This is a genomic window from Lactobacillus sp. 3B(2020) (assembly GCF_013487845.1).
Classification (GTDB): domain Bacteria; phylum Bacillota; class Bacilli; order Lactobacillales; family Lactobacillaceae; genus Limosilactobacillus; species Limosilactobacillus alvi.
In genome coordinates this window covers 292,650-307,022 of sequence record NZ_CP047410.1, presented here as the reverse complement: position 1 = coordinate 307,022, position 14,373 = coordinate 292,650, and the positions used below count along the sequence as shown (strand labels likewise).

The following is a 14,373-nucleotide window of genomic DNA, read 5'->3' as shown; positions in this document are numbered from 1 at the left end:
GCAAACTTAGTGGCTGGTGTCGCACTTCCTGATGAGATTTTAGAACAAGTTAAGTTGCTCGGGAGATCGCGGAACCAAACCTTGAAAATGCAAATTCATTTGTTGCGTTAACATTTGAGCGTTTGGCGCCGCATCCCCACCAGAATTATTATTGAAAATAATACACAGTTCCTGGGGTTGCGGTTTTAATTGTTCAATTACCTTTTTTAATCCGGTCAGTTCTTCTTTGGAGTAAGCATACAAGGTCCGCTTTTTTCGCCAATCACTGCCCTGGTGATTCCACCCTTGCGCATTCCGGCCGTGCAAGCGAATCAAACCTAGTTTAGGATTAGTCAGCCTGAGCTTAAAAGGAACACTCGTTGGTAGCTGATGGGGTTCATCCACTGCCACTAAAGTGAAATTTAATTCCCGACAATAATTAATTAATGACGGGAAAACGCCTTGCCGATACCAAGACTGATGGCGAAATTCAATTGCAATCGGTAAAGTTGGCAACCACTTTCGTATTTGCATTAAGTATTCAATATTCATCGTGGTCGCTGTAAAGGTTGGTGGAAACTGAAAAAGCACCGCTTTTAGTTGATTCGCTGCCACTAGCGGCGCCACCGTTCGTCTAAAAAGTTGAAACATTTCTGTTAGGGACCGCTCATTTGGCAACTGGGCTTGCGGGTGTTTGGTCATCGTTTGGTGAGCCTTAACAATAAATTGAAAGGCCGGGGAAACTTCCCCTAACCACTTTTGTACCGTCGTAACTTGGGGTAAAGCATAGAAAAAAGTATCCACTTCGACTACTGGAAAATGCTGGGCATATTCATTTAGGGTGACTGGTCGTTGCGCGTGAATCAAAGCGTGATGTTCACTCCATGTGGTTAAACCAACTGTTATTTCCATTATTTTCAATCCTTTTTATGTAATAAAGCCACCAAACGACAACGATTCAGTCCACGTTGCTTTGGTGGCATTGTTTCAAGCCCTTCTTTATTGTAGTTTCCTTTTTAATTTGGATCAATAATCCGAGGCTGAGTTATTTATTTGTATATTTCCCACTAAATGCTTTTTGGACAGATTGTGGAGCTTGATCAAAATCAACGGCCTTAACGTAGTTTCCGCGGATCATCAACCGATTTTTACCAGTCGCATCGCAGGTAATCAAAGTGACGATCTTCTTTGACGTATTGTTAACCACGTCAACTCGGGTTGCTAAGATAAACTTACGTTGGTAAATCTTGTAATAATAGATCTTCTTCATGTCCGTTAGGTAGATCATTTGCCCAACCTTCGCATGGTAATACAAAGGTGAGAAAAGAATCTTGGAACCATTTGCCATGTTATGGCCCGCTAATGGGTAGTTACCTTGTCCTAGCTTTTGATCCGGACGCATCGTCCCAGCAGCCACCGCTAAAGTCGCATTAGACACTCCAGTGGCGATTGGAATATTTAAATTAATCGCTGGAATAGCAATCTGACCAATCACATTAACCGCCTGCTTATTTGCCCGCGCTTTAGCAACCGCCTGTAAATTTAAATCTTTCGTCTGCGAAAAATCATACTCTTTTTGATCAACTTTTTTCTGCTGATTTTTAGCTACCGTCGTCTTAGTAATCGTTGGGCGATAACTTCCCACCAAATAGTATTTAATCTGTTGGTTAAAAATTAAGGCGAGACTAACGATAAGCAGAATAATTATTCCCGTCCACGAAAGCCATTTTCGTTTCTTCATCTTTTTTCCTCCTAACCACCATTATAAGTTAGATGATGATAAGATAACCTCCTTAGTATACCATCATTTTCCGGAAAAACGCTTATTTTTTGTCAGTGAACTCTGCTTTAAATTTGAAACACGGAGCGTGGGATTAAGCAATGGTGATCGCTGTCCAAGACTTCTAGTGATCTTAATCAATTCCTGTTGGTGGCGAACAACTGCTTTAACTTCCTGATCTGGTTGGCGGAGTTGCACCTTCCCGTTAATATCAAAATGATAACCACCCCACATATGTTGGTGAATCGGCGGCATCGGTGAACTAGCAACCAACCGTAATTTACCAATTAGATCGTGACAATTAACATACCCTAAAGTAACGGGATCATAGATATCGACATAGTTATTCACCTTGTGCCTAAATTTCCGGACATGGTGTTTCTCTTTACGGGAAAGTAAGGGATATAGGTTAGTCCCCTCGTAGAGGTAAGCAGCCCTAATTTGACCAATAAAGCGACAATGGGCAAGGGCAAATTGAAGATTGATTGCCCCTAGGGAATGGCCCACTAGATATAACTTTGCGTCTTGGTATTGGTGACACAGCTGGTTCAAGGTCCGGGCGGCCGTTTTTAGCTGGCTCGGAATGGTTCGCTTTTGGATGAGCATAGCTTCTAAAATCGGCAGATTGGTAGTCAACCATTCCTGATCAAAGGTCGTCAAATTTCCCTTCCGTAAACCAGAAGAACCTTTAAATAAAATAACTACTTGTTTTGGGTGCGGATTTTGGCCCACCACAAAGAGTTGCATTCCATCTGCGGCATAGTAGTGTTGCAAAACCTGCCCTAAACAATGGTGACCAATCACGATGTCTTGACCTACCTCGAGCGGTTGATATTCTTGCTTGGCTAAGGCGACCCAATCCCGATCTGTTAGTTGTTTGCGTAAATCCAAATTGCTCACCCCCTCTTAATATATTTTATCTTATTATGAGGACAAAATAAAAAGAGGTTGGGAAAAAAGCTCCTTGACGGCCTGGTCGGGATAAGAAGAACGAAGGTTGATTCATTAGAATCGGCCTTTCGTTCGCACTTATCCACTAAGGCCGTGCTTTTTGACCTTAGTTACTGAGTAACATTCGGAGATGACAAAGAGGGTGGGAAGAAACTTGAGTTTCTTCCCACCCTCTTTCTGAAGCTTTGGCTGATTACTTGAGACCGTACTTCTTGTTGAACTTGTCGACTGCCCCATCGGCTTGCGTAAACTTTTGCTTACCAGTGTAGAATGGGTGTGAGTCGGAAGTAACTTCAACCCGGATTAATGGGTATTCGTTACCGTCTTCCCACTTAACAGTTTCCTTGGACGTAGCCGTAGAACCTGATAAGAACTTAAAGCCAGTAGATGAGTCTTCAAATACAACGTAGTGATAATCTGGGTGAATTCCTTGCTTCATAATTTAATACGCTCCTTTGCCATGAATCATTGCCTGAAACATAGATTATTTTCAATAACCTAGCCAGAATAACATAGTTTTACCAAAATGGCAACTATTCATCTTCAATCTTAACATTTGCATTCAACCGATTAAGTTTCCAAACAACTCGGTCGTAACCCCGTAAAATATGGTCAGCTTGGTGAATAACAGTGGTTCCTTGGGCCATCAAACCAGTAATCATAAGGGAAGCCCCCGCGCGAATTTCGCCAGCTTCGACCTCAGCGCCATGAAGCATTGCGCTGTCGGTATGATCAATCACAATTTTGCCATCACCAGCTACAATTTTCATGCCCATTTTTTGCAATTGTGCAATGTGTTTAACCCGCTTTGGATAAATTGTATCAACAACCACGCTTTCTCCTTTGGCCAATGCCATCAGTGGCGTAAGTGGTTGTTGTAAATCAGTCGCAAAGCCTGGATAAGGCATCGTCTTGACATGAATTGCTTTTAATTGCTTAACTGGTGGAACAAAAATTTTATCACTGTCGATCTGAAGGTTAACCCCCATCTCAATCATCTTACTGGTGTAAGCTTCCAGGTGTTCAGGAATAACATTATTAACCATTACTCCATCACCAAGAGCAGCTGCCAGTGACAGATAGGTTCCCGTTTCAATTCGGTCAGCGATAATGGTATGCGTGTTCATAGACTGAAGGGTCTTAACTCCCGTAATCCGAATCACGTCGGTTCCAACGCCCCGAATCTGGGCCCCCATGTTGTTTAGAAATGTTGCCAAATCAACGATTTCCGGTTCCCGCGCGGCATTTTCGATTACGGTCATACCTTCCGCCCGAACCGCTGCTAAAATGGCATTGATCGTTGCTCCAACGGAAACCATATCCATAAAAATCCGATTTCCATGAAGACCATTAGGGGCGGCTAGATGCACCGTCCCACCGTTTTGGCTAACAGTTGCTCCTAAAGCTTCAAATGCTTTTAAATGTTGATCGATTGGCCGTGGCCCAATATTGTCACCACCAGGAAAAGTTAAGGTTGCCCGGTGAAAACGGCCGAGGAGGGCTCCCATGAAATAATAGGACGCCCGCAGACTCTTAATTGCCTTACTTGGTAACTCTGCTTCGACAATCTGGGTCGGATCGATATCAAGTACCCCATGCGAAAATGAGGACTTAACATTCATTGACTCCAGAATAATCATTAGATTGTGAACATCCAGGATGTCCGGCACGGTATCAAACTGCACAGGAGTGTCGGCTAAAATTGCCGCAGGGATTAAGGCAACAGTGCTATTTTTAGCACCGCCAATGGTAACCTCACCCGCCAGGCGGTTTCCTCCTTGAATGATCATTTTTTTCATGATTGTCTTTCCTCACTTAATAACACGATAAATTCATACTAAAACCCTGTTTTACAAAATAAAACAGTCAATAGATATGATAATGAATCATCCGTAAAATTACAACCTTTTACCAGTATTCTTAACAAATCAATCTTGATCTGCTCGGATTTAGCGAAAATTTTCGATCAGTCTGCCAAAAAAACAGAAAAACTTTTCTGCTAGCCAAACACCAAATTAAGCTTCTTCCTTACCTGCTAATGCGGCCTTAATAAAGGCGGCAAACATTCCCTCTGGCCGGTTTGGCCGGGATAAGAATTCAGGGTGATATTGAGCAGCCATGTAGAACCGATTCTCTGGTACTTCAACAACTTCGACTAGGTTCCGTTCTGGGTTAACCCCCGCTACCTTTAAGCCCGCTGCTTCGAGTTCTTCACGGTAAGCATTGTTAAATTCGTAACGATGCCGGTGTCGTTCATGAATAATCGATTGGTTTCCATAGGCCGCATAGGCTTTCGTTCCTGGAATCAGCTTACATGCATAAGCACCCAGCCGTTGGGTCCCACCCATATCTTCAGTTTCCGCTTGATCAGCCATTAAGTCGATCACATTGTGCTCTGTGTTCGGGTTAAATTCCGTTGAATTTGCATCTTCGTACCCTAAGACGTGGCGAGCATATTCGATAGTTGCAATTTGCATTCCCAAGCAAATCCCCATGTAAGGAACATCATTTTCCCGTGCATATTGGGCAGCCGTGATCATGCCTTCAATTCCCCGACTACCAAAACCACCAGGAACTAAGATTCCATCATAGCTGCCAAGGACATCAGCCACGTTATCGACATTAATATTTTCAGCGTTAAAGTGATCAATCTTAACCTTAGCATCAACAGGATAGCCAGCATGCCGTAAGGATTCATTAACTGAAATGTAGGCATCTTGCAAGTCAGTATACTTGCCAACCATTGCAATCTTAACCGTCTTTGTAAGGCCATTTTCAATGTGGTTAACCATTTCCGTCCAGGAACGCATATCGGCAACTGGTACATCCAACTTAAAGTGGTCAACTACCAATTGATCTAAGCCTTGCTTTTGCATATTCAATGGGATTTCGTAAAGGTATGGCACGTCCATTGATTCAACAACTGCCTTGGGATCAACGTCACAGAAAAGGGCAATCTTCTTCCGCATTTCATCCGTGATTGGCTTTTCCGTCCGTACAACCAAAATGTTTGGTTGAATCCCTAAGCCCCGCAATTCCCGCACTGAGTGTTGGGTTGGCTTTGTCTTCATTTCGCCAGCGGCAGCTAAGTATGGCACTAAGGTCGTATGGATGTAGAGAACATTATCACTCCCAGCATCCTTTTTCATTTGCCGAATTGCTTCCATAAATGGTTGGGATTCGATATCCCCAACGGTCCCACCAATTTCGGTAATCACTACTTCAGCATCGGTACTTTCTCCAGCCCGTTTGATCTTTTCTTTGATCATGTTAGTGATGTGCGGAATAACTTGAACGGTCCGGCCAAGATAGTCACCCCGCCGTTCCTTACGTAACACTTCTGAATAAATCTTCCCAGTTGTTACGTTGGAATATTTGTTCAAATCATTATCAATAAACCGTTCATAGTGACCAAGATCAAGGTCGGTTTCCGTTCCATCATCAGTAACGAAAACCTCCCCGTGTTGGTATGGACTCATCGTTCCAGGATCGACATTAATGTAAGGGTCAAACTTTTGAATGGCAATCTTTAATCCCCGGTTCTTTAACAACCGGCCTAGTGAAGCGGCCACAATCCCCTTTCCAAGTGATGAAACAACTCCACCAGTAACAAAAATATACTTTGTCATGCTCTTCCTCCTAAATAAAATTGACAAACTCCGGGTGACCCTTTTCCAAATATAAAAACTCCCCATTTCAAACGAAATAGGGAGCTGAAATTTTGCTTTTAATTGGCCCAATTTTTTCTTGGGAGCCCAAGTATCATAATACCGAGGCCAATTCCGATAGTCAAGGAATAAGTTTAAGCTTCCTTATTCCTCATCGTTGTCTTCGTCGTCATCATCGTCGAAGTCTTCATCGTCTAATTCTGACAATTGGTCCTCGATGTTATTATCATCGTCGCCATCATCAACCGGATTGTCATCATCATAATCGTCATCGTCGTAATCATCGTTGCCATCGTCGTCATCATCCAGATCATCGTCCTCTGGATCATCGTTGTCGTAATCAATTACGTCGTCATCGTCATCGCTACCAGCCAAGAAGGCATTAACCTTGCGGCTCTTCTTCTTTGGACGATCTTCATCATCGTCACTTTCACCAACCGTAGCTTCATCGATTGATTCGTATGGATACCATGCCCGAAGACCCCACGTATTGTCACCGAGGGAAATAAAGCTACCATCGACGTTCAAGTCCGTGTAGAACTGGGAAAGCCGTTCGCGAATTTCCTCATCGCTTTTTCCAAGGTACTGTTGAATTTCGTTTGTTAAATCCGCAAAGGCCATTGCTTCCCCATGGTACGCTAAGATCGCATGTGCGACCTCAACCATTGAGAGTTCTGACTTGTCTTGGCCATCGAAAACCTTTAAATCCAAATTGGTGCACATCCCTTCAAAAAGTCTAACCTACATAATACTATCTTCTAAAGTTTAAATCAAGATGATACTTACCTAAAACCATCGCGCCATTTTTTAAACGGTAATCAACTTGTAACGTGCCACTTGCTTGGTCTAAATCAATTAGTGACAGCAACCGATCAGTCAAGACTTCTAAATTGATTACTCCGTATTCAGTCTTGTACCGAGTCTGTGTGCTTTGCTGCGGGTCAAAATGTAATCGGGTTCGCCGGGCACCATCTCTTGTAACCATTAATTGCCCCTCGTCCAAACGAATTCGCACCGGAATTGACTGACCTGCCTGGTGTTCAATATAAGTTAAATAGTGCTGATGTTCATTTAAAGTCACCAAACGACCAGCTTCTGTAAAAGAAAATTCTTCTTTTTGACCATCAATCATGGTGATCGTCTTGAGCTTAATTTTAACGGCCTCTTCTTGCTTAATCTTTAATCCCTCCATTACATCCCAATTTAGTTTCTTTAATTATAGGAAACTAGCCGTTAAATCTCAATTCCAGTGAAGTTTAGTTTCAGATTCGATATAATTAGAAAAGAAATTTTTAATGAGAGGACATACCATGGGATTTTTTGACGAACAATTACCACAAGAAAAAGTTTTCCGGGACCCCATTCACCACTACATCGTGGTCGATAACCAAATCATCCTAGATTTAATCAATACTCCTGAATTTCAACGACTGCGGCGGGTAAAGCAACTAGGAACGAGTTCTTTGATTTTTCACGGGGCAGAACATTCGCGTTTTGGTCACAGCCTCGGAGTTTATGAAATTACTCGTCGCATGTGTAATCATTTCCAACGAAACTACCCGAGCCAAAGAACTGGTGATGGATTGTGGGATGAACAAGAACGGCCAGTCGCCCTTTGTGCTGCTCTGTTGCATGACCTCGGCCATGGCCCTTTTTCACATACTTTTGAGCACATTTTTCACACTAATCACGAAAACATCACCCAGCGATTAATCACCAGTCCCGAGACCCAAATCAATCAGATTTTACAGCGGGTTAGTCCAGATTTTCCGGCCAAGGTTGCTAGCGTCATTGACCATACTTACCCTAACCCTCAAGTTGTACAAATGATCTCATCCCAAATTGATGCTGATCGCATGGACTATTTACAACGCGATGCTTTTTACACCGGGACTAACTATGGAAAATTCGATCTCGATCGGGTCTTAAAAGTAATGCGGCCAATTCATAATGGAATCGCCTTTCAAATTGCCGGAATGCATGCCGTGGAAGATTACATTTTGAGTCGGCTTCAAATGTACCTCCAAGTCTATTTTCACCCAGTTACGCGGTCAATGGAAGTCATTTTAGCTCACCAACTCAAACGGGCCAAGTGGCTTTATCAGCATCCAAATGAATATCAACCTAAATTTACCCCTGAATTATTAATGCCATTCTTCAATGGTCGGTTCTCACTTGACGATTACCTCGCCTTAGATGATGGCGTTTTAACCACCTACTTCGCTCACTGGCGGCGATCAAATGACGATATTTTAGCCGACTTAGCAGATCGCTTTTTAAATCGCCGTCCTTTTAAATCGGTGCTCTATGATCAAACAACCGCCAAATTATTGCCACAACTCAAAGACTTAATTACCACAGCTGGCTTTAATCCAGACTACTACACGGCCACTAACTCGTCCTTTAAATTACCGTACGATATTTATAATCCCCAGGATAAAAAGCCGCAAAGTCAAATCGAACTTGTCCAGCCAAACGGCGAGCTCGTTGAATTATCCCAAGTTTCAACCCTGGTCGCAAGTGTTGCCGGTAAAGAAGCCGGTGATCAACGGTTCTTCTTCCCAAAAGAAATGCTTGCCCAACGCCAGAACATCGAAATTTTTCAACCAATTTACGATGAGTTTCAAAGCTACATTCAAAACAATCATTTAATTACTAAAGGAGAATAAATATGGCAATCAAATTAATTGCAATCGATATCGACGGAACCCTAATCAATGACCAACGTGAGATCACTCCAGCAACCAAAGCGGCTTTAGCCAAAGCAACTGCTAGTGGACTCAAAGTTGTCCTTTGTACTGGGCGACCAATGACTGGCGTTGCGGCTTACCTCGATGAACTTAATTTAAATGGCCAAGCTGATCAATATGTGATTAGTTTTAACGGCGGTCTCGCTCAGTCGACCGATGAACATCCCATTGTTGAAGCCACCATTTCCTTTGATGACTACCTTGATTTACAAAACTTCTACCGTAAAAACAAGGTCAAATGCATCATCGAAACCAGTGATTTTATCTACACAGCTAACCAAGATATTAGTCCTTATACGGTTCACGAATCCGATCTAGTTTCAATGCCAATTCATTACCGGACGATTGATCAACAAATTGCGCTCCGCAACCAAATGGAAATTGGTAAGGTCATGTTAACTGACGAACCAGCCAAAATCGACGCTATCCTGCCCAAAATTCCAGCTGAACTAAAAACTCGCTTTGCCTTTGTCCGGAGTGAAGCGTTTTATTTAGAAGCTGTGAATCCCAAGGCCGGGAAAGGGAATACTTTAAAGGCCCTTGCCGCACACCTTGGTTTTACCATGGATGAAGTGATGGCGATTGGCAATGCGCAAAACGATGAATCAATGATTAAAGTTGCAGGGGTTGGCGTTGCCATGGGAAATTCGATTGCCTCGACCCTAGCTTGTGCTGATATTACCGTTGCTGATAATAATCACGATGGGGTTGCCGAAGCCGTTGAAAAAGCCATGACCGGTAATTACTAAATTAAAACCGTCAACCAGTTTAAGGTCCGGAAAACTCAATAATGCCCTCTAAGTATACAGATGAAATAGAAAATTCATCTTATACTTGGAGGGGATTTTTATGTTTAGAAAACCAAAAGCTAAATATCTTGAAAGAGACTGGACATTCTAGCTTCAGATAAGTAGCTAAAAAGTATTAGTTTAATGAGGGACGATCATGACTTAGTATCGTTTGTATCGGTATCAAGGAAGGCGCGCCTGCCAAAACCTGGGCGAAGCTGGAACAATCCGTTCAGCAGGCAATTAAATATTTCAATACAGAACGTGCTTATGCAGCAAAAAACGGCTTGACCGCGGAAAAATTCCGTGCTCAAGCCGCTTAAATAATTTTTCTGTTTGCACTGTATCCTTGATGGGTAATAATGCCCTCCGACATAAAGGCTGGGAAGAAACTCATGTTTCTTCCCAGCCTCTCTTGCATCCCCGAATGTTACTCAGTAACTAAGGTCAAAAAGCACGGCCTTAGCGGATAAGTGCGAACGAAAGGCCGATTCTAATGAATCAACCTTCGTTCTTCTTATCCCAACCAGGCCGTCAAGGAGCTTTTTTCCCACCCTCTTTATTTTCTCTTTACCAAGCGAAGCAGGTCGCGAAGGTAATAAAACTAAAGAAGATCCCAGGGAAGTTGGCCCAGAATACAAACCAGTCCCGATCTTGCTTAAAGTAAGCATAAATACTCCACAACGTACAGTTGACCCCAGCAACAAATGGTTGTAATGGCGCTGCGTATTGGCCATGCAAGTTGTTATAAATTTGAGCAATATAAGAAACGTACATTAAAATTGCAATCACGCTGGCGATCCGTCCAAGCCATAAAATAAACTTTTTTTCTTCCATTTGTTCCTTCTCCTTTTGAATAAAGCGTTTTCTTCTTTTCGCACCAGCAATGATAGCGCTTATTTTATTCGCTGTCAACCGCTTGACAGTTAACTGCAACAAAAAAGAGCTGGTCGTAAACTTTATCCTAGCCAACTCTTCATTAATTTTTAAAGCTACCCTCGCTTAAGCCGTTGTTCCCGGAATTAATTTTACTGGTAAAGTCACTGAACTAACGCTTTGATCAGCTAATCGTTTTTGAAGAAGGTCAACTGCGACTTTCGCCATTTCCGCAATTGGTTGCTGAATCGTCGTTAAATCTGGGAATAATAATTGGGTTGAACTCGCCCCATCATAACCGATAACCTTAACGTCTTCTGGCACCCGTTTTCCAGCTTGTCGAGCTGCGTTGATTGCTAGCCGCGCGTTGGTATCATTATCGGCAAAAATTCCATCACACTCGGGATGATCAATAAAAATTTGTTTAAAGATTGCTGCCTTCTCCTCGTTTGGTGAATCGAAGCTAATTTCGTAAGTAATTTTTTCCATCCCGTGTTCATTCACTAATTCTTCGTATCCCCGCCGCCGTTCTTGGTTGGGCGTTGAACTTGTTGCCGGATAGTTAGTATGGATAATGTGCTGACAGCCGTCATCTAATAATCGTTGCGTTGCCAGCCGCCCGCCAGTATAGTTATCTGCCGCAACTACGGGGATTTGTTTGCTAACAATCCGTTCAATCGAGACAATTGGTAAGTTCGTATTATGATAGGCTTCAATTCCTTCGTTGTGGGCCCCCACAATCAAACCATCAATTTGTCCATTCAACAATAACTGTAAATATTGTTCCTCTTTTTGTGGGTTATTTTGACTATTGCCCATCACTACCCGGTAGCCAAGTTCATACAAGCGTTCTTCAAGTTCGGCTTCAAGCTCCCCAAAAAAAGGATTATTCACAGTTGGAAAAACCAATCCTACTAAATCAGTTTTTTGCTTGAACAGCTGGCGCGCCACCGCATTCGGACGGTAATTTAATTCTTCCATTGCTTGGTGAACCTTCTGGATAGTTTGCTTACTTAAGTACCCCCGATTATTTAAGACTCGCGATACCGTTGTAACTGAAACCCCTGCCCGTTCAGCAACATCTTGTAGTTTCACCCTTGTCATTCCATTTACTCCGTTCTCATAAGATAATTATTACCATTATAGCAAACTTTATCCTAACTTTGAAAACCCTTTCTATGTTTTTCTAATTCCCTGACTATCATTTTATCAATTTCCAGAAAACCTGATAATAATGCCTTGTTATCAACGATTAGCTATGGTATGCTTACCTATATCTTAAGAGATTATTTATCGGAGGGATTAGTAATGAACAAAGCAGAATTAGTAGGTAACGTTGCTACTGCCACTGGCTTAGCTAAGAAGGATGCTACGCGTGCCGTTGATGCCGTATTTAGCTCCATCCAAGCTTCCCTTGCAAAGGGTGAAAAGGTCCAATTGATCGGCTTTGGTAACTTTGAAGTTCGAAACCGGGCTGCTCGTAAGGGTCGTAACCCACAAACTGGGGCAGAAATTCAAATTCCAGCAAGCAAGGTTCCTGCTTTCAAGCCTGGTAAGGCTTTGAAGGACGCTGTTAAGTAATTCTTACTTAATTCAAAACACCACCATCGAGCATTCTTGATGGCGGTGTTTTTTTGTGCTTTTTATTTATTGACAGCATAATACTATATTCAATATAATATTATTGAAAGAAAGAGGTGGTGACATGAAAATTCCCGTTAGTGCTGATTTACTGGATGGTCTAGTTTTAGCCCTATTAAATCAACAAGACAACTATGGTTATGCAATTACCCAGGCCATGCAAGCCGCTATTCCAGTTTCAGAATCAACCTTATACCCAGTTTTACGAAGATTGAAAAAGGATGGTTTAGTGACCACCTATGATCAACCTTACCAAGGACGTAATCGCCGTTACTACCAAATTACTGATCTCGGTAAGACACGCTTAACCGTGATTACCGAGGAATGGAATCATTACAAGCAACAATTAGACCGCATCTTTAAGGGGGGATCAGACAGATGAATAGCGAAGTTAAACAATACCTTAGTGAATTACAACATCGTCTTCGGCGCCTACCGGCTGAAGATCTAGCTGAGGTCATGGAATACTATACCGAATACTGTGAAGACGCCAGTTTCACTAATCGACAAGCAGTCGAAAAAGCCCTCGGTAGCCCCCGAACTTTAAGTTTGCAAATCTTAGCCGAGCATAGTTTTGATGCTAAGCCACAGGGGCACTGGTGGCACCCAGAAACTAATATCAAAACGGCTTGGCTAGTTGTCTTAGCTCTCTTAGCTTCACCAGTAACCTTCTTTATTGGCATCATCTTACTAGCTGGATTAATTGCCGTAATCGCTGTGATTTTCTCAATCGTGGTTGCTGCCATTGCTTTAATTGGGAGCGCAATTTTGGTTACCGGCGCCTTTTTCTATGTCGGAATCGCCTTACTCTTTACGAAATTAGGCGTTGGGCTATTTTACCTTGGGTTAGGTTTCGCCTTCCTTGGGCTTGGTTTGCTTATCATTACCATTGGTACCTGGTTCTGCCTAGCATTAATCCGCTTAGTTACCCGTGGTTGCCAATGGCTATACCACCGCTTTGTTAAACGGGAGGGAGTAAAATGAAAAAACTTATCATTACTGGACTAACCTTCCTTGGACTTGGTTTAGTCCTTACCATTATTGGAATTGGCTTAGGTGGCAACCAGTCAGTGGAATTTAATGGTTTGCAACCAAAAGTCATCACTTCTAAAGTTATTCATCAAACTCATCAATTTGAGCAAGTTGATCAAGTTGATTTGAACGTTAACCAGGGGCAAGTCAACTTTAAAACTGGTAAACAATTTAAAGTAAGTTATCAAGGAAGCAAAGGGAGTGCCCCCCGAGTTACTCAAAGTGGTAACCAGGTAACCATCACCCAACCGAGAGCAACTAACCATTATCTTTTTATGAACTTTGGGCAATTAAATCATCACGCAATGCGTAATCAAATCACAATTACCTTGCCTAAAAAAGAACTCACTAAGCTGCAAATCACGAGTCACGATACCCGTATCTCAAGTGACGCCAAGTTTACGCTACAAACGCTCCAACTCGACTTGACCGATAGTGACTTTATGCTTAACCAAGCAACGGTTAAGCAATTAACTGCTAATGCTTCTGATACGGACATTACTTTAAACCACAGCCAGTTTAAGAACGGTGATTTAACTACTCACGATGGTGATGTAACGGTTAATAATACCGACTTACAGCAGGTTAAGCTCGACATCCATGATGGTGATAGCTACTTCCATCAAGTAACTGCTACTGGTGGTCAAGTCAACCTCGTCGATGGTGATCTGAATGCTCATGATTTGAAAATCCTACAAGGCTACGCGGTTAAGACCAATGATGGCGATGTTACCATTGTTAATCCACAAGCTGATGGTTACCAACTCCAAACTACCGATGGTGACCTTTACCTCTTTAACCAGCACCATGAAGGTGGGAGCCTCAGTCAAAACCCAACTGCATCCAATCGCCTTACCATTACAACTAGTGATGGGGATGTAATGGTTCGCTAGCTAAGAAAGCGGGTA

Annotated in this window: 16 protein-coding genes; 6 read left to right on the top strand and 10 right to left on the bottom strand. The window is 42.6% G+C overall.

Annotated features, from left to right (window positions below):
* Positions 1 to 39 precede the first annotated feature (39 nt).
* The 8 genes from GTO83_RS01410 to GTO83_RS01375 form a co-directional block, all read right to left on the bottom strand.
* Positions 40 to 891 carry a DUF72 domain-containing protein gene (locus GTO83_RS01410; RefSeq protein ID WP_180871393.1) on the bottom strand — a complete coding sequence of 284 codons (852 nt, stop codon included), beginning with the start codon at positions 889 to 891 and terminating at the stop codon, positions 40 to 42.
* Between the two features lie 133 nt (positions 892 to 1,024).
* Positions 1,025 to 1,720, bottom strand: a complete 696-nt coding sequence (locus GTO83_RS01405) for a class A sortase (RefSeq protein ID WP_180871392.1) — start codon at positions 1,718 to 1,720, stop codon at positions 1,025 to 1,027.
* 63 nt (positions 1,721 to 1,783) lie between these two features.
* A complete protein-coding gene (locus GTO83_RS01400; RefSeq protein ID WP_180871391.1) occupies positions 1,784 to 2,650 on the bottom strand; it encodes a hypothetical protein in 867 nt (288 codons plus the stop codon).
* Between the two features lie 253 nt (positions 2,651 to 2,903).
* On the bottom strand, positions 2,904 to 3,149 hold the full coding sequence (locus tag GTO83_RS01395) for a type B 50S ribosomal protein L31 (protein WP_019206491.1): 246 nt from the start codon (positions 3,147 to 3,149) through the stop codon (positions 2,904 to 2,906).
* A gap of 94 nt (positions 3,150 to 3,243) precedes the next feature.
* Positions 3,244 to 4,509, bottom strand: a complete 1,266-nt coding sequence (locus tag GTO83_RS01390; protein WP_180871390.1) for a UDP-N-acetylglucosamine 1-carboxyvinyltransferase — start codon at positions 4,507 to 4,509, stop codon at positions 3,244 to 3,246.
* A 216-nt stretch (positions 4,510 to 4,725) separates the two neighbouring features.
* Complete coding sequence (locus tag GTO83_RS01385; RefSeq protein ID WP_180871389.1) at positions 4,726 to 6,339, bottom strand: CTP synthase; 1,614 nt, start codon at positions 6,337 to 6,339, stop codon at positions 4,726 to 4,728.
* A 183-nt stretch (positions 6,340 to 6,522) separates the two neighbouring features.
* On the bottom strand, positions 6,523 to 7,089 hold the full coding sequence (gene rpoE / locus GTO83_RS01380) for a DNA-directed RNA polymerase subunit delta (protein WP_180871388.1): 567 nt from the start codon (positions 7,087 to 7,089) through the stop codon (positions 6,523 to 6,525).
* Between the two features lie 40 nt (positions 7,090 to 7,129).
* Positions 7,130 to 7,570: a DUF1934 domain-containing protein gene (locus GTO83_RS01375; RefSeq protein ID WP_180871387.1), complete on the bottom strand. Its 441-nt coding sequence runs from the start codon at positions 7,568 to 7,570 to the stop codon at positions 7,130 to 7,132.
* 118 nt (positions 7,571 to 7,688) lie between these two features.
* Here GTO83_RS01375 and GTO83_RS01370 point away from each other — a divergent pair, with 118 nt between their 5' ends.
* Both GTO83_RS01370 and yidA read left to right on the top strand, forming a co-directional pair.
* Positions 7,689 to 9,047: an HD domain-containing protein gene (locus tag GTO83_RS01370; RefSeq protein WP_180871386.1), complete on the top strand. Its 1,359-nt coding sequence runs from the start codon at positions 7,689 to 7,691 to the stop codon at positions 9,045 to 9,047.
* A gap of 2 nt (positions 9,048 to 9,049) precedes the next feature.
* Positions 9,050 to 9,877 carry a sugar-phosphatase gene (gene yidA / locus GTO83_RS01365; protein WP_180871385.1) on the top strand — a complete coding sequence of 276 codons (828 nt, stop codon included), beginning with the start codon at positions 9,050 to 9,052 and terminating at the stop codon, positions 9,875 to 9,877.
* Between the two features lie 609 nt (positions 9,878 to 10,486).
* Here yidA and GTO83_RS01360 read toward each other — a convergent pair.
* Positions 10,487 to 10,753 carry a SemiSWEET family transporter gene (locus tag GTO83_RS01360; RefSeq protein WP_180871384.1) on the bottom strand — a complete coding sequence of 89 codons (267 nt, stop codon included), beginning with the start codon at positions 10,751 to 10,753 and terminating at the stop codon, positions 10,487 to 10,489.
* A 165-nt stretch (positions 10,754 to 10,918) separates the two neighbouring features.
* On the bottom strand, positions 10,919 to 11,896 hold the full coding sequence (locus GTO83_RS01355; RefSeq protein ID WP_180871383.1) for a LacI family DNA-binding transcriptional regulator: 978 nt from the start codon (positions 11,894 to 11,896) through the stop codon (positions 10,919 to 10,921).
* 204 nt (positions 11,897 to 12,100) lie between these two features.
* On the opposite strand from GTO83_RS01355, the gene GTO83_RS01350 reads away from it, so the two are divergent.
* The 4 genes from GTO83_RS01350 (at position 12,101) to GTO83_RS01335 (ending at position 14,358) form a co-directional block, all read left to right on the top strand.
* Positions 12,101 to 12,373, top strand: a complete 273-nt coding sequence (locus tag GTO83_RS01350; protein WP_180871382.1) for an HU family DNA-binding protein — start codon at positions 12,101 to 12,103, stop codon at positions 12,371 to 12,373.
* A 124-nt stretch (positions 12,374 to 12,497) separates the two neighbouring features.
* Entirely contained in the window at positions 12,498 to 12,815 is a 318-nt protein-coding gene (locus GTO83_RS01345) for a PadR family transcriptional regulator (protein ID WP_180871381.1), read from the top strand.
* Complete coding sequence (locus tag GTO83_RS01340) at positions 12,812 to 13,417, top strand: DUF1700 domain-containing protein (protein ID WP_180871380.1); 606 nt, start codon at positions 12,812 to 12,814, stop codon at positions 13,415 to 13,417. Before GTO83_RS01345 ends, GTO83_RS01340 begins: the two co-directional genes overlap by 4 nt.
* A complete protein-coding gene (locus tag GTO83_RS01335) occupies positions 13,414 to 14,358 on the top strand; it encodes a DUF4097 family beta strand repeat-containing protein (protein WP_180871379.1) in 945 nt (314 codons plus the stop codon). Before GTO83_RS01340 ends, GTO83_RS01335 begins: the two co-directional genes overlap by 4 nt.
* Positions 14,359 to 14,373 lie beyond the last annotated feature (15 nt).